The 19,426-nt window shown below is 58.6% G+C and carries 18 protein-coding genes and 2 tRNA genes; 18 read left to right on the top strand and 2 right to left on the bottom strand.

All coding sequences use genetic code 11. The features are described from left to right. From IEW73_RS13290 to IEW73_RS13310, 5 genes are all read left to right on the top strand, one after another. A complete protein-coding gene (locus IEW73_RS13290) occupies positions 1–552 on the top strand; it encodes a signal peptidase I (RefSeq protein WP_188675986.1) in 552 nt (183 codons plus the stop codon). After that, positions 549–2,252 (top strand): hypothetical protein, encoded by a 1,704-nt coding sequence (locus IEW73_RS13295; RefSeq protein WP_188675989.1) that lies wholly within the window; start codon positions 549–551, stop codon positions 2,250–2,252. Before IEW73_RS13290 ends, IEW73_RS13295 begins: the two co-directional genes overlap by 4 nt. Before the next feature lie 11 nt (positions 2,253–2,263). Further along, positions 2,264–2,890 (top strand): hypothetical protein, encoded by a 627-nt coding sequence (locus tag IEW73_RS13300; RefSeq protein WP_188675992.1) that lies wholly within the window; start codon positions 2,264–2,266, stop codon positions 2,888–2,890. 71 nt (positions 2,891–2,961) lie between these two features. Continuing rightward, a tRNA-Arg gene (locus tag IEW73_RS13305) sits at positions 2,962–3,035 on the top strand. 277 nt (positions 3,036–3,312) lie between these two features. Next, complete coding sequence (locus tag IEW73_RS13310; RefSeq protein WP_229676006.1) at positions 3,313–4,509, top strand: RtcB family protein; 1,197 nt, start codon at positions 3,313–3,315, stop codon at positions 4,507–4,509. Positions 4,510–4,819: 310 nt separating this feature from the next. Here IEW73_RS13310 and IEW73_RS13315 read toward each other — a convergent pair whose 3' ends face one another. Together IEW73_RS13315 and IEW73_RS13320 are read right to left on the bottom strand one after the other, a co-directional pair. Then, complete coding sequence (locus tag IEW73_RS13315; protein WP_188675998.1) at positions 4,820–5,059, bottom strand: lipopolysaccharide assembly protein LapA domain-containing protein; 240 nt, start codon at positions 5,057–5,059, stop codon at positions 4,820–4,822. A 166-nt stretch (positions 5,060–5,225) separates the two neighbouring features. Then, positions 5,226–6,911: an alpha/beta hydrolase gene (locus IEW73_RS13320; protein ID WP_188676001.1), complete on the bottom strand. Its 1,686-nt coding sequence runs from the start codon at positions 6,909–6,911 to the stop codon at positions 5,226–5,228. Between the two features lie 110 nt (positions 6,912–7,021). On the opposite strand from IEW73_RS13320, the gene IEW73_RS13325 reads away from it, so the two are divergent. The 13 genes from IEW73_RS13325 to IEW73_RS13385 all read left to right on the top strand — a co-directional run bounded on the left by IEW73_RS13325 (position 7,022) and on the right by IEW73_RS13385 (position 19,085). Next, on the top strand, positions 7,022–7,438 hold the full coding sequence (locus IEW73_RS13325) for a DUF4383 domain-containing protein (RefSeq protein WP_188676005.1): 417 nt from the start codon (positions 7,022–7,024) through the stop codon (positions 7,436–7,438). Positions 7,439–7,501: 63 nt separating this feature from the next. Beyond that, complete coding sequence (sigK, locus tag IEW73_RS13330) at positions 7,502–8,098, top strand: ECF RNA polymerase sigma factor SigK (RefSeq protein ID WP_188676008.1); 597 nt, start codon at positions 7,502–7,504, stop codon at positions 8,096–8,098. After that, complete coding sequence (locus IEW73_RS13335; protein ID WP_188676011.1) at positions 8,095–8,835, top strand: anti-sigma factor; 741 nt, start codon at positions 8,095–8,097, stop codon at positions 8,833–8,835. The genes sigK and IEW73_RS13335 overlap by 4 nt, the downstream gene beginning before the upstream one ends. Before the next feature lie 35 nt (positions 8,836–8,870). Beyond that, the gene (locus tag IEW73_RS13340) at positions 8,871–10,487 is read left to right on the top strand and encodes a molybdopterin-dependent oxidoreductase (RefSeq protein WP_188676013.1); all 1,617 of its coding nucleotides are present in this window, start codon (positions 8,871–8,873) and stop codon (positions 10,485–10,487) included. A 113-nt stretch (positions 10,488–10,600) separates the two neighbouring features. Next, positions 10,601–11,275, top strand: a complete 675-nt coding sequence (locus tag IEW73_RS13345) for a fasciclin domain-containing protein (protein ID WP_188676016.1) — start codon at positions 10,601–10,603, stop codon at positions 11,273–11,275. A gap of 84 nt (positions 11,276–11,359) precedes the next feature. Beyond that, positions 11,360–11,875: an O-acetyl-ADP-ribose deacetylase gene (locus IEW73_RS13350; RefSeq protein WP_188676018.1), complete on the top strand. Its 516-nt coding sequence runs from the start codon at positions 11,360–11,362 to the stop codon at positions 11,873–11,875. Between the two features lie 63 nt (positions 11,876–11,938). Further along, positions 11,939–12,487, top strand: a complete 549-nt coding sequence (locus IEW73_RS13355; RefSeq protein WP_188676020.1) for a PadR family transcriptional regulator — start codon at positions 11,939–11,941, stop codon at positions 12,485–12,487. A 38-nt stretch (positions 12,488–12,525) separates the two neighbouring features. Beyond that, positions 12,526–14,574 (top strand): NADPH-dependent 2,4-dienoyl-CoA reductase, encoded by a 2,049-nt coding sequence (locus IEW73_RS13360; protein ID WP_188676022.1) that lies wholly within the window; start codon positions 12,526–12,528, stop codon positions 14,572–14,574. A 50-nt stretch (positions 14,575–14,624) separates the two neighbouring features. After that, a complete protein-coding gene (locus IEW73_RS13365) occupies positions 14,625–15,671 on the top strand; it encodes a zinc-dependent alcohol dehydrogenase family protein (RefSeq protein ID WP_188676025.1) in 1,047 nt (348 codons plus the stop codon). Between the two features lie 67 nt (positions 15,672–15,738). Next, positions 15,739–16,545 (top strand): mycolate reductase, encoded by an 807-nt coding sequence (gene cmrA, locus IEW73_RS13370; protein ID WP_188676029.1) that lies wholly within the window; start codon positions 15,739–15,741, stop codon positions 16,543–16,545. A gap of 11 nt (positions 16,546–16,556) precedes the next feature. Continuing rightward, the gene (locus IEW73_RS13375; RefSeq protein WP_188676032.1) at positions 16,557–18,224 is read left to right on the top strand and encodes an AMP-binding protein; all 1,668 of its coding nucleotides are present in this window, start codon (positions 16,557–16,559) and stop codon (positions 18,222–18,224) included. A 79-nt stretch (positions 18,225–18,303) separates the two neighbouring features. Continuing rightward, on the top strand, positions 18,304–18,942 hold the full coding sequence (gene orn / locus IEW73_RS13380; protein WP_188676944.1) for an oligoribonuclease: 639 nt from the start codon (positions 18,304–18,306) through the stop codon (positions 18,940–18,942). Positions 18,943–19,012: 70 nt separating this feature from the next. After that, positions 19,013–19,085: transfer RNA gene (locus IEW73_RS13385), tRNA-His, on the top strand. The last annotated feature ends 341 nt before the right edge of the window (positions 19,086–19,426 follow it).

Raw genomic sequence — 19,426 nt, forward strand, 5'->3', positions numbered from 1 at the left:
ATGACCAGGCGCAGTATCCCCGCACGCATCGGACACTTTGTCCGCGAATCACTCCTCAACCTGCTCGCCCTGGGCGGCATCGTGTGCATTATTCTCGTCATCCTCGCCTTTACGTTCAACATTTCCTTGATCATGTTTAAGACGGGATCAATGAACCCCACCATCCCTCAGGGGTCGCTCGCCGTTGTTCGTGAAGTGCCTGCCAACACTGTCGAAGTTGGCGACATCGTCACAGTTGACCGAGGCCGCGGTCGCCTCCCGATCACACACCGAGTCATCGGCATCGAACCAGGCCCCGATGGGACCACCCACATCAGCATGCAAGGCGACGCCAACGCGCAACCGGACCCCGCCATCTACCGAGTGACAGAAGTACGCACAGTCCTCGTCAGCTATCCGCGGCTGGCATACGTCATTGTGCGGCTCTCAGACCCTCTCGTGATGGCCGGCATCACCTTGTTTGCGGCGCTACTTGTGGGCTGGGCGTTCTGGCCTCGCCGCATGGAGGCTGAAGCAGAAGAAGTCCGTGCCGAAGCCGATCTCACCTCATGAACCGGATACGCGCTCTCGCTCTCATCGCCGCAAGCACACTGGCGCTCGCAACGTCGCTCACAGTCAGTGGTTCCCTAATCAACCAGACTGACGCATCGTTTAACGACGACGTCACCGCACGCGGTCAACTCACCACTGGCGACTGGCCGACGCAGGGTTACGCCCGCGCAATCGGCGGCGAAACGTCTGTCACCGACGTCCTAACCGAAACCGCCGATGGTCTTCAAGTCTTTCGGGATCACAACAACCCCGGGCGCACAAATTCCACAAACGTCAACATCGGCACAGGCGGCCTACTCAGCTTGTTCAGCGTGAGTGGCAACGCGTCTGCGTGCGCCTCGTATGTGTGGGGAGTTGGCGGGATTTACCCAAACTGTTTCGGCCCAACAAATACTGACGCTGATTCCAGGGTCACTGTGCCGGATTACAACTTCAGCCTCACCCTCGTGGGTGTCCTCAACGTATCCAACATGATTCGCGTTCACCCATCGCTCGGCCCGGTGACAACTCAAACCACCTGTGATCGAAACACTGGCCTCACCTCTGCAGCGACACCTTCGGGCAGCATTCAAATCCGAGGTGGTTCACTCCAGAGTTACGGAACGTACAACACCGGAAGTGTCGGAACTACCAACATCAACCAGGGTTCCATACTCACGACGAGCGTTATCGGAACCATGACCACAACCGTCACCACTACTGGCTCAACCGCCCTGTCGCAGACATTTTTAGACCTGCGCGCACGTGTCGCACTGGTAGAGGTAGCTCGAATCCGGGTCATGCTTGTGCACTCGTCGTGCAGCCTCGACAATCCGTCGCCCATGTCCACCGGACCACAACTGTCACAGTTCCGCGCCCAGCAGCTAGACGACGACTTGGCGTCAGAGGATTGTGTTGTTCGCGAGAATGAGCTTGACGAAGAAGTCACTAGCGACGTTGTCGAGGCCTGCGACGAAGCTGCTGAATCTGTTGACGACCACTCGGACCTCACCGACGACGAACCCACGCCAGTCCCCCCACCGAGCGAAGTGAAACTGCGAGAAACTTTCACAGTGTCCACCGTTGACGGCACCGAACTCGGAACGGCTTCGATCCGTGATATTCAGTACGACCCAGCTTGTGGTGGTACCGCAAATGGCGACCACGTTGCTATCCAACTCGATCTCGCGACATCCGACTATGTCGGCCAAAGTCGCATTGACGGGTTCCGTGCAGGCGATTTCGGACAACTGCAACCAGACGGTTCAATCACACCGTTCCGAACAGCTGTTTCCAACTGTGCCGATGCCTCTCCTGCACTGCCTGTTTCGACAGAACCATCCACGAAGTATTCAGGGTGGATTGTTTTCGATATTCGGGACACCTCGCTGCCATTCGTTTTCCAACCTGAAGGCACGGCCGGATGGAAACTGGCACTGCCACCAAAACCTGAGCCTGAGCCAACAGTGGAACTCACTCCAGAAGTGACCCCAGACGCGACGCCCGAGCCCGCTGCTGAGCCGACACCAACCCCAGGGCCGACCACCGAGCCGCCACCAGCACCACCGTCGACAACGGAACCGCCGCCACCCACCACCGAACCGTCGCCTGAACCAACCGTGACTCAAGAACCGACAGTGACGGTTGCGCCAACAACGGAACCTGCCACTGTCATCAGCGAGGAGCCACTCTCTGCCACGGTGGAACCTGACGACGAATAGACACATGGATCGTGGTCGAAAGACGAACTCTTCGCGCACACCGGTGGCGGGCAACTCTCGCCACCGGTATTGCGCTTGGAGTTTTTGCTGCGGTCTACCTCTCCGGCTGGAATGACCTCGTAGTCGCTGGAAGCCAGGCCGAATCCCCCGCCGAGCTTTCACTACTGGCTAATGTTGGCAACGGATGGGATCGCCACAGCACAAGCAACACCGCCGCAGTTCTGCACTTTGGCACCGACGCTATTCGGATATCCCCGGGAAAGGCCGTATACGCACCAATCTCGGTAAAACTGTCGCCACCGATTCCAGACACAGACGAGACCGCGGAACTGTATCTTCGTGGCCCGAGTGTTGTGCATGACGCTTCGACGACCCACGCGCTGCGGTACACCGTGAAACGCGACGTTCCGCACGCTCAATGCAACGTCGACGCATTTGATCGAACCGGCTACACACCCACCGGCTTCGCGGTGCGACAACCGCTCACTGTTGATAGCGGCACGAGCTTCATCAGACTTCCATTATCTGGTGAACCGATCGATTTTTGCGTCAAAGTCGAGCTCCCCTACAACACAACGCTGCGGCCAGGCAGCAGCCCGGGCCAAGCCCATTGGGAGTTCGTTGCGATAATTGACTGACACAAGCGCGGCCGAATGCTGAAAAGGCGCACGGCTCCGCTACACTCGCCTACGCGAAAACAACCGCGCACGCCTCCGTAGCTCAGGTGGATAGAGCAAGGGCCTTCTAATCCCTAGGTCGCAGGTTCGAGTCCTGCCGGGGGCACATTTCACCAGGTCACAGACCTGGGTTGCCCAGCAACAAGGCACAAAGTAGCCAGATGCATCTTTTTGGTCAAGCGCGGCACCCAACACACCCCTGACCCATGCGTACGACCACGCGCAAAGTAACGGGTTTAGCCGTCCGCAGCGGAACTGCTGCCTGAACCACCTAAGCGGATGCACCAAAAAATCAGATGCGTGCGCACGGAACCGTCAATACCATCTTTAAGCAACACCCCCGGCACAAGCCGCGACCATGGATTAAAGGATGTGCGTTCCAGTTGCCGCAACAGTTACCTAAGGCCCAGAGACGCCTCAGCCACAAACTCATCAACTGGGCATCCTTACTCGACGACACCACCGAGCAGCAGGCCAAGCAAACTGCCCGAATGCCCTTCATTCACCCACACATCGCGCTCATGCCTGACGCCCACAGTGGCAAGGGCTCCGCGGTCGGCACCGTCATTCCCACCCTTGGCGCGGTCATCCCCGCCGCTGTCGGCGTTGACATCGGATGCGGAATGGTCGGCGTCCAAACCCACATCCACCACAGAACAATCGAGCACCTACCGCTCAGTGACCTCCGGGAAATGATCGAGGAAACAATCCCCTTATCGCCCGGTAACTACAACGACCACCTCACCCGCTTCGACTTCACCGCCCCACGGATCCACGCTCTCGAAGTGCACGCCCACGACAACCAAGTGGACCTCACTCACTCCCCGAAATGGCGGAACCAACTCGGGTCTCTTGGCGGCGGCAACCACTTCATCGAACTATGCCTCGACGAAACCGACCACGTCTGGCTGTTTCTGCACTCGGGCAGCCGCGGCGTCGGCAACAAGATCGCCCAAAAGCACATCAAGATCGCCCAACAGCTCTGCGCGCAGTGGTGGATCGACCTACCCAGCCGCGACCTCGCCTACCTAGCCGAAGGAACCCTCGAGTTCAGCACATACCTGCGGGACCTGACATGGGCACAGAAGTTCGCCTTCGAGAACCGAGCAGAGATGATGGATCGGTTCGTCGCCGTATTCACCCAGTGGTCCGGTACAGACGATGTTGAGGTGGAGCGCATTAACTGCCACCACAACTACACCGTCAAAGAGCGCCACGCGGGCAAGGATGTGTGGCTTACCCGCAAGGGCGCGGTCGATGCACACGAAGGTGTGCGGGCGATGATCCCGGGCTCCATGGGCACCCGTTCCTATGTGGTCACAGGGCTGGGGAACCGTGCTGGGTTGTGCTCCGCGCCGCATGGTGCTGGTCGCCGATTCTCTCGAACCGAGGCACGCCGCCGCTTCACCGCTGACGATCTGGCCGCACGCATGGGAGGCATCGAATATCGGCATGGCGACGCATGGGTGGATGAGATTCCTGACGCGTATAAAGACATTGACCAGGTGATGAACGATGCCCGGGATCTAGTTCGGGTGGATCACACATTGCGACAGATTCTCAATGTGAAAGGCACCTGACGTTGGGTTGAACTGCGCTCGGGCCAGAGCCTTTTCCTTGGTTGTGCGGAGTTCTTCTTCGGTGATGGTGTCTGCGTCGAGTAGAGCCTTGGCTGTTGCGATCTCGTCCGCGGACCAGCAGGTAGACGAACGCGGTGATGGAGGGAAGGAGGACGAGTCCAATACCCCCAAGTGGCGAGGACGGACATAGTTCGATCTCGGAACATGTCCGCGATGATCTGGAACATCATGATGATGAGGTATGCGACAAAGAAGGAGACGTCGGCGGAAAATCAATGTCTTTCTAGAGAGGCACTTGGCGGCTCCGCGCCTACTTCCGTTTTTTGACTGCAGCGCGGCGCCAGGATGTTAGAACACCAACGAGCCAGCCGAGGACAAAGACGGCGAGCAGTGTGAGCCACAGTGGCGTGGTTACGTTGGTCCAGAACAGTGCGATAGAAACCGAACTTCGGTTTTGCAGGATGAAGATGGCCGCGAGCGCGGCGATCACGATGCCTACGATCCTCGGGGCCGTGATGTGGGAAGCGAACGATTTTTGCTGTTGTTCCATGTCAACGCTCCTTGGTGCGACGACTGTTCTGCGTGACTAGATCCATTCCTTCACATTGGACGGTAACGACCGCCGTGATCAGGAAGTTCACGTTTCAAACACTACCTGGTAAACATGTGGCGATCGAGGCACTTCAGTCGCTTGCCAGCAGTGATGAACGCCACTTTCATTGCCCGGCCATCGCATGTCGGGCCCTCTCGGTTGCTTCGTCGGACCAACTCGGCGGGTCGATGATTTCTGCCCACAGGCTAACCGCTTCAGAACCGTACGTGTGGCCGTATCCAGACGGGACATCGGTGGCAAACACCATGTCTAGGGTCACTTGCCAGAACGTCACAAACGGCAGCCACCGCATCCCGGGGTCTACCCCAGGCCCGAGTGGCTCGCGTAACCAGTCGGGCCGCGAGAGCAACAAATCAGACGACCACCAGGTGATCGGGTCGGTCGGGTGCTGCCAGAACAGTATCCGCCCTTTTTCCCAGGTAACAGGAAGATCCGTGTCCGCTGGGTCAGAGGCGAAGCGAATGTTGCGCCCACCGTCTATTACTGGCAGCCGTTCGTAGGATCCTGGATCGCGTTCTTCGGTGATGCGCTTCCACGGTTGCGCAAAGTTCGGGGGCCCCACTAGCAGGGCCCCGTCAACTCGTGCTGCGAGGCCCTGGCCCGACGAGAATGCGGCCATTCCTCCATAGGCGCCGAGGCTTTCGCCGAAGACGTAAAGTTGCGGCCGCGCATCTTCGGGCCGGTCTGACCAGGCCTGGTAGACAGCTTCGAAGAGCTCTCGCCCAGCTTCCTGCGGGGTTGTTCGATCTGCGAGGAATGCCATTGGTGACGGAAGGAACGAGTATTGCATTGCCGCGATGGCGGTGTCCCCGCCGCCGACGTATTCGAAGGCGCTGGCCACGTTGTTGTTTACCCAACCGGTGCCGGTGGTGGTGACGACTGCGAGCATTTGGCGATCAAACGCGCCTGTGCGCTCGAGTTCGGCGACGACACGGTCCGCCACCCCGCTGATAGTTGGGGCGGAGTCCCTGCCTGCATAGACCCTAATGGGGGTTGGTGCATCAGTCCCGGTGACGTCTGCGATTTGCTCGGGTGTAGGCCCGATGGCTACGAAGGTGCGGCCCTGCTTGCCGAGGGTGTCCCACGTTTCGAGTGAGGATGGCGAGCCGGACCGCTCAGGTTCCCACGGCTGTTCGATGCCTTCGGCTGTGCCTTGGTCTGCGGCCTGACCGGACCGTTCGGCTGCCCCAAGGACACCGCGGTTGATCGTGCCATTCACCACGAGCACGATCAGGAACACGGTGACGACAAGTGCTCCGACCCGGGCAACCGGCATAGGCGCAAATCTGGATCCAAATCGGGTCAGCCGCCGTTTTAGCGATCTGATGCCACGGCCGAGTGTTACCAGCGCAAGCGCGACGACAAGCGCTAAGAGCAGTATCAGCACGTAAAACGATCGTTCTGCTCGCTCAACGCCGACGAGATCACGCACGACCTGCTGCCACCATGATCCCAGCACCAAGAACGCCGGTACGACCACCGCGGTCACCGCAGCCAGCGCCCACCAGCCGATCCTCCGCGTTCGGTCAGACCAGTTCGGGCTGACTCCGCATTTGCGGAACGTCCACGCGACGAGGCATCCAACGCCGTACCCTGTGGCCAAACTGATCCCGGTTGCAAAAGCCTGGAGGAACCAGACGCGTGGCAATAGCGATGGTGTCATTGACCAGGCGAAGAACTGAAGCGCGAAGACCAGCCCGACTGGGTGAAAACGATGGGCGTAGCTGATGAGCGCGTCCGCAATTCGTGGTTTGGCACCATTTCTCACAGTTAGTAACTTAGCCCTCATATTTGAGTCTGAAGCTGTGGGGGGCCGCCCCGAGGTCGAGAAGCACCAATCCGGACACCGCGTAGCTGCGAATGATGTGTGTATAACAATGTTGATGTCTGGAGGGTCTGATGTTCCGCAGTGTGAATCAACCTGTGGGGTATGTCTTCGGTGCGGTGTACGTGGTTGTGGGCATCCTTGGTTTCACTGTGTCGGGCGGTCACGACGTCGCGGGTGCACACGGCGGTGAGTTATTTGGCGTATTTGGTGTCAATGCTCTGCATAATGTCGTTCACATCGGTATCGGCGTAGCCCTTATTGCTGGTGCGGCCGCTGGCGCTCTCGTTTCACGGCGAATGAATGTCACCGTCGGCGTTATGTACCTATTTGTGGGTTTTGTTGGACCCATCATTTCGACCACTTCGCTGAACATTTTGGCTTTAAACGGGCCCGATCATGTACTGCATGTCGTTAGCGCCGCGGTCCTTATTGGATTCGGTCTATTGGCGGACAGCCCAGTTGTTCGCCGTAAGTCTGTGAATCGTTGAGACACGTCCGCAAGGTCCATATGGATGGCGCATGCTTGAGGGATGACAGGAAGGAATTCCGATATGCCGGAATTTGATCGAATTCGTGCGATTTCTCCTCAACCGGACCCGGAGATTGACACTCCTGAGGTGCTGTTGACGCGTGCAGCTCTTGGCGACGATAAGGCTTTCGCTCAATTTTATGATCATGTTTCTCCCGCTGTGTTCGGGATGGTTCGCCGCGTGGTGCGCGACCACGCCCAGTCTGAGGAAGTAACGCAGGACGTCATGGTCGAACTGTGGCGTACGGCTTCGCGTTTCGACCCTGACAAAGGGTCCGCAACCGGTTGGGCGATGACGTTGGCGCATCGTCGTGCCATTGATCGTGTGCGTTCGGCGCAGGCGTCGACGGATCGTGAGCGAAAAGCGGCAGCGACGTCGGGGCGGCGTGAGTATGACGAGGTGAGCGAGAAGGTCGATTCCAATATGGAGCGACTTCAAGTTCAGCGATGTATGGGGTCGTTGACTGAGTTGCAGCGCGAATCGGTATTGCTGGCGTTCTACCAGGGTTACACGTACCCGGAGGTTGCAACACTTTTGAAGGTCCCACTCGGGACTGTGAAGACGCGGATGCGCGACGGGCTTATCCGCTTGAGGGATTGTTTGGGGGTGGCACGATGAGGATCGATTTTCATTCACTAACGGGGGCTTATGTTCTTAATTCGTTGCCTGCGTTTGAGCGGGAGCGTTTTGAAGTTCATTTGAAGCGATGCCCGATGTGCGCGCACGAGGTTGCTGAACTTCGTGAGGCTGCTGCACGTATCGGCGCCGCCGCTTCCATGACGCCGCCACCTGAGTTGAAGGACCGGGTGATGGCGGAGGTCGCACAGACACGTCAACGCCCGCCTGAGGTGTCGGCTGACCGGGGACGTCGTTCGTGGTTGCCCGCCGCTTCGGCAGTCGTTGCCGCGGCAAGCATGGTCGTTGCTATCGGTTTGGGAATTCAGCTCGGCCAGGTTAACCAGGATTTGAACGACCAGACGCAGGCGCGGGAACAGTTGGCGTTGCAGTATGAGCGTTTCGCCAACCTTGTCACAGCGGGAGATGCCGAACTTGTTGTCACGAGCATTGAAGGTGGTGGCACCGCGTCGGCTGTCGTTGCGAAGAGCCACAACTCGGCCTTATTTGTGACGCACGATCTCGCACCGCTGCCCGAACATTTGACGTATCAGCTGTGGGTGCTGGGACCTGACGGAACTCATTCTGCTGGCCTCCTGAGCCCGGCTGCAGGCACTGCCTCTGAGGCGCTGCTTGCGGAAGGTGTCAGCGATGACACGCAGTTGGCTTTAACTGTTGAGCCTGCTGGAGGGTCGCCTTCGGGCACTACCAGTCCCGTTGTGATTCTGCCATTGCAGTAACTAGCGCTACACAGCACGAAATATGAGGAGCACGGATGAGCACAACGGTTAGCACAGGCGAAGTTTCGCGGTGGAGAGGTGCGCTATCCGGTGTGCTCTCTGTCCTCACTGCACTCGGTTTTGGCCATCTAGCGGCGGGCCTCATCAACATTGAGTCGTCGCCCATTTTCGCGGTGGGCAACGCCGTCATTGATGTGACACCGAATCCCATGAAGGAATTCGCAATCGCGCAGTTTGGGGAGGACAACAAGTATGTCCTTCTCGCCTCGATGGCTGTGGTCTTGGTGTTGGCGGCGGCCGTGGCGGGTGCGTTGTCGCGCAGGTCGTGGATTCCGGGGATCGCGCTGATTTCGCTTCTCGGAGCTGTCGCTGTGCTTGCTACGGTGACGCGGCCGACGTTTTTTGCACCAGATCTGGTTGCGCCCATCGTCAGCTTCGCTGCCGGTGTAGGAGCTTTCTTTTGGCTACACACGGCTGCTAAGCAGAAAGAAGTCGCGGTCCCTGCAGCGGGTGCCGCAGACACCACGCCCGAAGAGGGTTCAGCGGAATCTACGACTAAAGAGTTCACGTGGGAGATCCCCGGCGTGGGTCGGCGTACGTTCCTCGTGTCGTCCAGTGTTGTAGCAGCGTCGGCCGGATTGGCGGGGCTCGGCGGCAGGCTCGCTGCCCAAAGCATTGACGTGGAAGCTTCGCGTCAAGCGTTGAACCTCGTTCCGGATGAGCCCGCTCCCCCAATTCCTTCGGGTGCTGATTTTGTCGACAATGGGACGCCGGCGTTCATCACGCCGAACAACGAGTTCTATCGCGTCGATACAGCGTTGACCGTGCCCCGCTTGCGGGCGGAAACGTGGAGGATGCGAATCCACGGCATGGTTGATCGCGAGATCGTGCTGACGTACGACGACTTGTTGGCTCGACCGCTCGTGGAGAAAACCATCTCGCTGGTATGCGTTTCGAATGAAGTGGGTGGGCCATACATTTCGACGGCCAACTTCATCGGTGTCTTGTTGTCGGACATCTTGGAGGAGGCTGGGGTGGATCCGCAGTCTGACCAGATCGCCACAACGAGTTCGGATGGTTGGACTTGCGGTACCCCGGTAGATGTTGTGATGGCTCCGGGCAGTGACGCATTGATCGCAATCGGGATGAACGGCGAGCCGCTCCCGGCGCAGCATGGCTTCCCTGTGCGCATGGTGGTGCCCGGACTCTACGGGTTCGTGTCTGCAACCAAGTGGCTGGTTGATATGGAATTGACCACGTTCGCGGACTTCACCCCATATTGGGTGCGCAGGAACTGGGCCGAGCGGGCGCCCGTGAAGACGATGTCTCGTATTGACAGGCCGAAGTCATTTTCTCGAGTTCCAGCGGGACCATTTATCGCCGCTGGTATTTCGTGGGCGCAACGTGTCGGCATTGACAAAGTTGAAGTCCGTGTTGATGGCGGCCCCTGGTTGGAGGCTGATCTGAGCACTGAGGTCAATATTGATACCTGGCGAATGTGGAAAATTGAACTAAATCTCGAACCTGGGAGTCACCGAATTCAATGTCGTGCTACCGATCGCAACGGTGAAACTCAGACTGAAGAGCGCGTAGCACCGATCCCGGATGGTGCAACGGGGTGGCATTCGATCGCTTTCACAGCGGGTAGCTAAAAAAACAAAAGTTTTTTCTTTTCCAACCAATCCATACGACCGCCGCCCCCGAATTACTGTTGAAGGCACCGGAACTACTCCCGGGGTCATTTCCGATAAAGGAGTGAATTTCTATGCGCGTTACTTCCAAGATTGCTGCGATCTCCGCCGCATCCGCTCTCGCTCTCACCATGGCTGCATGTAGCAGTGATGACTCAGAGTCCACAATGGACTCAATTCAAGACACCGCTACCGACATGATGCCTGACATGGGCGGCGATGACGACGCTGACGACATGGGCGATGGCGTCACCACAATCGCTGACGTATTCGGTTCAGCATGCGATGCTATCCCGCAGGATCCCAACGACGCAGGCTCACTGGATGGCATGGTTGCTGACCCGGTTGCTACTGCAGCGAGCAACAACCCGTTGCTGACCACACTGGCCACCGCTGTGGGTGAAGCTGACCTCGTTGACACCCTCAACGACACTTCAGCTGAATACACCGTGTTCGCTCCTTACGATCCAGCCTTCGAAGCACTCGGTGAAGAAACACTCAACGCCGTTCTTGCTGACCAGGAACAACTATCGTCAATCCTCACCTACCACGTTGTTGGCGAGCGTCTCGACCGTGACGGCATCCTCGATGCCGGAACGCTTGACACTGTTCAGGGTGGAACGCTAGAGATCACCGGTTCCGGCGATGACATCCAGGTCAATGGCGCCACAATCCTGTGCGGCAACATCCCGACCGCAAACGCCACTGTCTTCGTCATCGACACAGTGATGCTGCCACCAGAGGAGTGATCTAACTGATCGCCTCGTTTGACATGAAAAACGCCCCCAGGATTCCTGGGGGCGTTTTTCGTGTTTCTGCACCACAATTGACGTATGACTGCTGGCCTACACATTGACGTTGTTCTTGGCGATATCACGGCTGTGCCAGTCGATGCGATTGTTAATGCGGCGAATTCGACGTTGCTTGGCGGGGGTGGCGTAGACGGTGCGATTCACCGAGTGGGTGGACCCACTATTCTCGCCGAATGCAAGGCTTTGCGTTCCGACACCCTTCGGGATGGCTTACCTGCGGGGCAGGCCGTTGCTACATCGGCTGGCAACCTCCCAGCACGGTGGGTAATCCACACCGTCGGTCCCGTGTTTTCGCAGTTCGAGGATCGTTCTCATATTTTGCGATCGGCGTATCTGGAGAGTATGCGCGTCGCCGATGAACTTGGGGCGGCGACTGTGTCGTTTCCGCTGGTGTCGAGCGGTGCCTACGGGTGGCCGCTCGAGGACGCTGCTTATCAGGCAATCACTGCGATTCGTGCGAGCAAGCGTCGCCTTTCTGTGGTTCTGGTGACTCGAAGTGGCGACATGATGGGGATTTTGCAGCGCGCCCTTTCGTGACGCGGTTCGCGAATTTTGCCCCAATGCTTGCTATGAAACTAGTTGCATAGGTATTCTTGGCTCATGTCACTCGAACACGCGATCCTCATCTCATTACAGGAACGCGCAGGTTCTGGGTACGAACTCGCACGCCGTTTCGACCGCTCGATCGGCTACTTTTGGACGGCCAGTCATCAGCAGATTTATCGGACGCTGAAGCGGATGGCCGAGTCCAACTGGGTGGTAGGTGAACAAATCCCTCAGGACGATCGCCCCGACAAGACTGTTTATCGTCCCAGCGCAGAAGGCCTAGAGGCGCTTCGCGCGTGGATAAGCGAACCTGTCAACGGCACAAACTTTCGCAGTGTGCTCGCAGTAAAACTCCGGGGCGCGTCCTATGGCGACACCACAGCCCTCGCGTGCGAATTCAAACGGCACCGCACGCTAGCGGAGCAGCGACTACACACTTACCACCACATCGAGAACCGAGATTTTGCGCACGCCCCGTCCCTTACCGGCACTCCCCTCCACCAGCATCTCGTCCTCCGCGCCGGGATTATCGAGGCCCAGTCATTTTTGGCCTGGTGCGACGAAGTCCTCACCGCACTCGACTCAACTCCCCGCCAGGCATAGCCCGCCGGGCGGAAACAACAACACGAAAGTGATCGAAAATGGCACAGCCCGCCACCAAGCATCCGAAGTATCCGCACCTCATGGAACCCCTCGACCTTGGCTTCACCACGTTGAAGAACCGCGTCATCATGGGTTCGATGCACACCGGTCTAGAGGACCGCGCCAAGCACATCCCCGCTCTCGCTGAGTACTTTGCCGAGCGCGCCCGCGGCGGCGTCGCCTTGATCGTCACTGGCGGATACTCCCCAAACTTGCAAGGCAGCCTGTACCCCCTCGCGGGCAAGCTTTCGACAAAAAAGGAAGCTAAACAGCACCGCAAGATCACCAAGGCAGTGCACGAGGCTGGCGGCAAGATCGCCTTGCAGATCCTCCACGGCGGCCGCTACAGCTACCACCCACTCAGTGGCTCAGCGTCGCGCATCAAGTCACCTATCAACCCGTTCACACCGATCGCATTGCCGTCCATCGCGATCAAAAAGACCATCCGCGACTACGCGCGCTGCGCCAAGCTCGCCCAAGAAGCCGGATATGACGGCGTCGAAATCATGGGCGGTGAAGGTTATTTCATCAACCAGTTCCTCGCCAAGCGCACCAACAAGCGCACCGACCAGTGGGGCGGTTCGCCAGAAAACCGCCGTCGCATCGCAGTCGAGATCAGTCAGGCTATCCGCGAAGCCGTCGGTACGAACTTCATCGTCATCTTCCGGCTTTCGATGGCAGACCTGGTTGACGACGGCCAAACATTTGACGAAATCATCGGGCTAGCCAAAGACCTGGAAAGCTCCGGCGTCAACATCATCAACACTGACATTGGGTGGCACGAGGCGCGCGTTCCTACCATCGTCACGTCCGTTCCTCGCGGCGCATTCGTCGAGGTGACCGCGAAAATTGAAAAGTACGTCGGAATCCCCGTGTGCGCGTCCAACCGCATCAACATGCCGGAGATGGCCGAGGAAATCCTCGCGGACGGCGACGCACAGCTCATCTCGATGGCCCGCCCTATGCTTGCCGATCCAGACTGGGTGAACAAGGCCGCTGAGCAGCGCGAGGACGAGATCAACACGTGCATCGCCTGCAACCAGGCCTGCCTCGACCATGCCTTCGTCAACAAAAAGGTGTCGTGTCTGCTCAACCCCCGTGCGGGACGCGAAACTGAATTGAACCTGCTCCCTACAAAGCGGGCCAAGAAGATAGCCGTCGTTGGTGCGGGGCCTGCTGGCTTATCCGCCGCCGTCAACCTGGCAGAACGTGGTCACCATGTTGACCTCTTCGAAGCTGACTCCGAAATCGGCGGGCAGTTCGCCATCGCCAAGGAAATCCCAGGCAAGGAAGAGTTCGCTGAGACCATTCGCTATTACAAGCGCCAGGTTGAAGTAAAAGGCATCACTCTCCACCTCAACACCCGGGTCTCCGCACAAGAACTCATCGACAGCGGCTTCGACGACGTCATCCTCGCCACCGGCGTTACCCCACGTGTCCCACCGATCGAGGGTGTTAACCACCCGAAGGTACTGACCTACGCAGAAGCCGTGAAAGACAAGAAGCCTGTCGGCAAAAAGGTCGCCGTCATCGGCGCTGGTGGCATCGGCATTGACGTGTCAGAATTCCTCACCCACAGCACACGCCCATCACTCAACCTCGAGGAGTGGAAGGAAGAGTGGGGCGTCGACTACGCCGAGGACAACCCCGGATACGTCACCAAAGGCAAACCGTCACCATCCCCACGTGACGTCTACCTGCTACAACGCAAAACAAGCCGGATCGGCAAGTCTCTCGGAAAGACTTCCGGATGGGTTCACCTTGCAGCCTTGCGGGGCAAGAAGGTCAACAAACTCACCGGAGTCAACTACGAACGCATTGATGACGCCGGACTGCACATCTCCTTCGGCGAAGAACGCAAAGACCCCAAGGTTCTCGACGTCGACACCGTCGTGTTGTGCGCTGGACAAGAATCCGTTCGCGACCTAGAAAGCGACCTTCGAGCGGCTGGCGTTTCGCTTCACATCATCGGTGGCGCCGACGTGGCCGCCGAGATCGACGCCAAGCGCGCCATCAGGCAGGGCACAGAGCTCGCAGCCGCACTGTAGGAAACACACCACGGTAGCCGCCGACACCAAGCGCGGCTACCGTGGTGCCTATGCGCTCAACGATCATTCACGCAGCTGGTGACGTACGGCTAGACACAATTCCCGATCCCACAATTATTGCCCCCACAGACGCCATCGTCCGCATCATTCGCACATGCGTCTGCGGATCTGATCTGTGGGCGTATCGCGGTACCGAGCACACAGACGAACCGCACCCCATCGGGCACGAGTTCATCGGCGTCGTCGAAGACACTGGTACGGACGTGGCGCTCAAGCCGGGCACTTTTGTCATCTCGCCATTCAGCGATAGTGACGGCACTTGCCAGCATTGCACCAACGGGATCTTTACCTCGTGCGAGCAAGGCGGCTTTTGGGGTGGCCTCAATCGGAGCGGTGAGCAGCTCGGCGGCGCACAATCTGAGTACATCCGTGTGCCCTTTGCCGACGGCACCCTAGTTGCGCTCGACGACCACCCCGATGACACCATGCTGGCCTCGCTGTTGACATTGTCCGATGTGATGGGAACAGGCCACCACGCGGCCCTGATGGCGGGCGTCAAGCCTGGCGCAAATGTTGTCGTCGTGGGCGATGGTGCAGTCGGTTTGTGTGGGATTCTTGCAGCGAAACGACTTGGTGCGGGGCGGATCATCGCGATGTCGCGTCACGAACCACGGCAGAAGTTGGCGCTCGAGTTCGGTGCCACCGACATCGTGGCGGAGCGCGGCAAAGAGGGCGTCGCACACGTCAAGGAACTCCTCGGAGGGATCGGCGCTGACAGTGCCCTCGAATGCGTGGGGACGAAAGGATCGATGGGGCAAGCCCTAAGTTCACTTCGCCCCGGTGGACACCTCGGATTTGTGGGCGTCCCCGCAGGTGCGCCTGAACTTCCCGTTGGTGCCATCTTCAGCAAGAATCTGCGCGTTTCAGGCGGAGTGGCGCCGGTTCGCGACTACATTCGTGAGCTTCTTCCCGACGTCATGGACGGCACGCTTAACCCCGGTCGAGTCTTCGACACAGAAATGTCGCTCAACGACGTGAGCAGCGCCTACACCGCGATGGATGAACGCACCGCCATCAAAGTGATGCTGACGCCATAGAGGCTGGTGCCAGCCGCCAACACCCGCTGATGCCTCATAAACCAAGTACGCACAGTACGATCAGCGCATGGCAGTTCCGCATCCCACCGCAGAAAATGTTGCTGTTGTTACTGGTGCGTCGTCCGGCATTGGGACCGCCCTTGCTGAAGATCTCGCAGCACGGGGCTACAACCTAATTATTGTCGCGCGCCGTGTCGAGGTGCTAGAGGGCATCGCAACGCGACTACACGACAAATACGGAGTCACTGTAGAGGTCCGTGGCATCGACCTCGCAGACCGCGAACAGCGCAAACCATTGGCAGATGAGCTTTCCAGCAAGAATGTGGCAATCCTGTGCCTCAACGCTGGTATCGCCACCTTCGGGCCACTGGAGCGCCTCGATCCAGACTACGAACGATTCATTGTGGATCTGAACGCCGTGTCGGTGCACGACCTCGCACTCGCCGCTCTGCCTGGCATGGTGGAGCGCGGCGGTGGCGGCATTTTGATGACGGGCTCGGCAGCCGGAAATATGCCAATCCCGAACAACGCCACCTATGCGGCTACCAAAGCGTTCGTGAACTCGTTTTCGGAGTCCCTACGGGGCGAGGTGAAGTCGCGGGGAATTCACGTAACCCTGCTGGCTCCCGGTCCCGTGCGGCTAGACGCACCGGAACCCGAAGATGCGTCGCTCGTGGACCGCGTCGTTCCCGACTTTTTGTGGATTGACACCAAATACACTGCACGCCTTTCCATCGATGGATTGTTCCGAAACAAGATGCGCGTAGTGCCCGGTGTCCTCAGTAAGGCAATGTCTGCGGCTGGCCAATACAGTCCGCGTGGTGTGATGGCCCCCATCGTGGGCAGCATTTATAAGAAGCTCGGCGGAGAGTGAAAGGTTCATTCATGGTTTCCATGTCCGAAGCGCTAGACCTTGTCAAAGGACTTGTGCCCATCACTAAAGCGGGAATTGTGGGCCCAATGCGGCCCGACCGCCTCGGCAAAGTCGCCGCAGCGTGGTATCGCCTCGACTTCACCCCAGGCGGATTGATTGCGTTCGCCGCCAAGCGCAACCCCGACCACCTTGCGGTCATCGATGACGCCGGCACCATCACGTATGGCGAACTCAACGACAGCGCAGACGCATTGGCTCGAAGCCTCTCAGCGGAGGGTGTCAAGGAAAAAGAGCGCCTCGGCATTCTCGCCCGAAACCACCGCGGGTTTTTGCAAACAATCGGCGCTTCAGCTCGCCTAGGCACCGACCTCGTCATGCTCAACACGGGCGCATCAGCAGGTCAGCTCGCTTCAGTCATCGAGGAGCAGAAGCTCACGTGGCTGTTTATCGACGAGGAGTTCATCGAACTTCTTGCCGACGACTTCGCTACGTCGCGTGTTGCAGTCTCGTGGATCGACACAGACAAATCCGTTCTTCGCGACGGCTGGACCACCCTCGACGACCTCATCGCCGAAGCCCCTGCGGCAGGCAGCGATGACGGAAAGCTTGCGCGCCGTCCGCGTCGCGGCAAGACGATTGTGCTCACGTCCGGCACCACAGGAACACCGAAGGGCGCGCGCCGACCAGAGCCACGCAGTTGGATGCCCGCGTCAGCATTGCTGTCACGGTTCCCACTCAAGAGTTGCGAGCGGTCATTTATTGCCGCACCGATCTTCCACACGTGGGGTTTTGCCACAGTTCAAATCAACCTTGCTCTGCGTTCCACACTTGTTATGCAGCGCAAATTCAGTCCCGCAGACACTGTGCGCCTCGTATCTGAACACAAAACCGCATCACTGTTCCTCGTGCCCACAATGTTGCAGCGCATCATTGACCTGCCAGAGGACGAGCGTTCGTATGACCTCTCCGCGCTCCGCGTCGTGGCAGCCAGCGGATCAGCTATCCCCACAGCACTGGTCAAGCGCACCCTGAGCGAGCTCGGACCCGTCCTGTACAACTTGTACGGCTCCACCGAAGTCAGCTGGGCGGCCATCGCCACACCGGACGAGATGACGGAACACCCAACGACCGCAGGCCGGGCACCACTCGGGACCACCATCAAGATTCTTGATGACGACGGCAACGAAGTGCCCACCGACACCGTCGGCAACGTGTTCGTTGGAAACGGCATGATCTTTGAGGGCTACACCCGTGAAGGCGCCGACACCAAGGTCCACGACAACCTCATGTCCACCGGCGACCTAGGCCACTTCAACAGCGATGGACTGCTGTTCATCGACGGCCGATCCGACGACATGATCGTGTCCGGCGGCGAAAATGTCTACCCACGCGAGGTCGAAAACGTCCTCAGCGAAATGCCCGGCGTCCTCGAGGCAACGGTAGTTGGTGTCGACGACGAAAAGTTCGGCAAACGTCTCGCCGCATACGTCGTCCGCAAAGACGATAAAGCAGGCAAAGGCCTCACTGTCGACGCCATCAAAGCTGAAGTGAAAGAAAAACTTGCCCGCTTCAGCGTGCCGCGCGATGTGGTGTTCCTCAAAGAACTTCCACGCAATGCCACAGGCAAGGTAGTCCCCCGCGACCTACCCGATTCCACTGAGGCCAAAACCGAAGAGTAGACAAACTGTGACGGCGGCGGTGCCAACGGCTTGTGCCGGAAAGCACCGCCGCCGTGACATGCTGAATGGTGTGAATGACGTGCAAGACAGACTCGTATGGATCGACTGCGAAATGACTGGGCTCGACCTGGGCTCAGACAAGCTCATTGAAATCGCAGCTCTGGTCACAGACAAAGACCTCAACATCCTCGGCGACGGCGTTGACATCGTCATCCACGCCGACGACGAGGCGTTGGCGAACATGCCTCCGGTGGTGACTGAAATGCACCGCAACTCAGGACTCACCGAAGAGGTCCGCAAGTCAACAGTGAGCATTGCCGAGGCTGAGAAGCTTGTATTGGATTACATCCGCAAATACGTGCCCACACCCAACACTGCACCGCTAGCAGGTAACTCCATCGCCACCGACCGCGGTTTTCTCGCGCGCGACATGCCAGAACTCGATTCATACCTGCACTACCGCATGATTGACGTGAGTTCCATCAAAGAGCTGTGCCGCCGGTGGTTCCCCAAGGTGTATTACGGCCAGCCAGAAAAGGGCCTCGCTCACCGGGCACTAGCCGACATCAAAGAGTCGATCCTCGAACTCAGCTACTACCGGCACACCGCATTCGTGCCAGCACCAGGGCCCAGCAACGGAGATATCACTCAGGTAGTCAAGGACATTCAGGCTGGTAGACCGGTTGTCCGCACCCCCGATTCGGCAAACCCGCGCTAGTCACGCTATCATCGGAAAGGCCAACGCGGACATACCTCAAGTAGGTAGCCGTCCGACGCTGGTGACCGTGGTGGGCGTAGCTCAGCTGGTAGAGCACTGGGTTGTGATCCCAGATGTCGCGGGTTCGAGCCCCGTCGTTCACCCTTATAGCTCTGGCCCGGATCTACTTTTGTAGATCCGGGCCAGAGTTTTTTTGTCGCGGTTCGGGTCCAATGGTTGTTATGGGCGTTCTATACCCTCGCCAACGCGTCGACTTAGACGTCCGCTTCACACATGTCGTCGCGGAACTGTTTGCGAAACGGATTAGGCACAGCAACAACCCCTCAGCCAGTCAGAAATGCTACCGCCGAGCAGATCCTCAGCCCCAATCCTGACTTCGATATCCTCGTAACAGCACCTGCTGACGCCTCTGAGATCGCGACTACCTCTGTTACGCGGGGATACGAAGGCGGGTTCATGATTTCGGTTCCGACCTGGAATCCAC

It is taken from the genome of Hoyosella rhizosphaerae (assembly GCF_014643175.1).
Lineage (GTDB): Bacteria > Actinomycetota > Actinomycetes > Mycobacteriales > Mycobacteriaceae > Lolliginicoccus > Lolliginicoccus rhizosphaerae.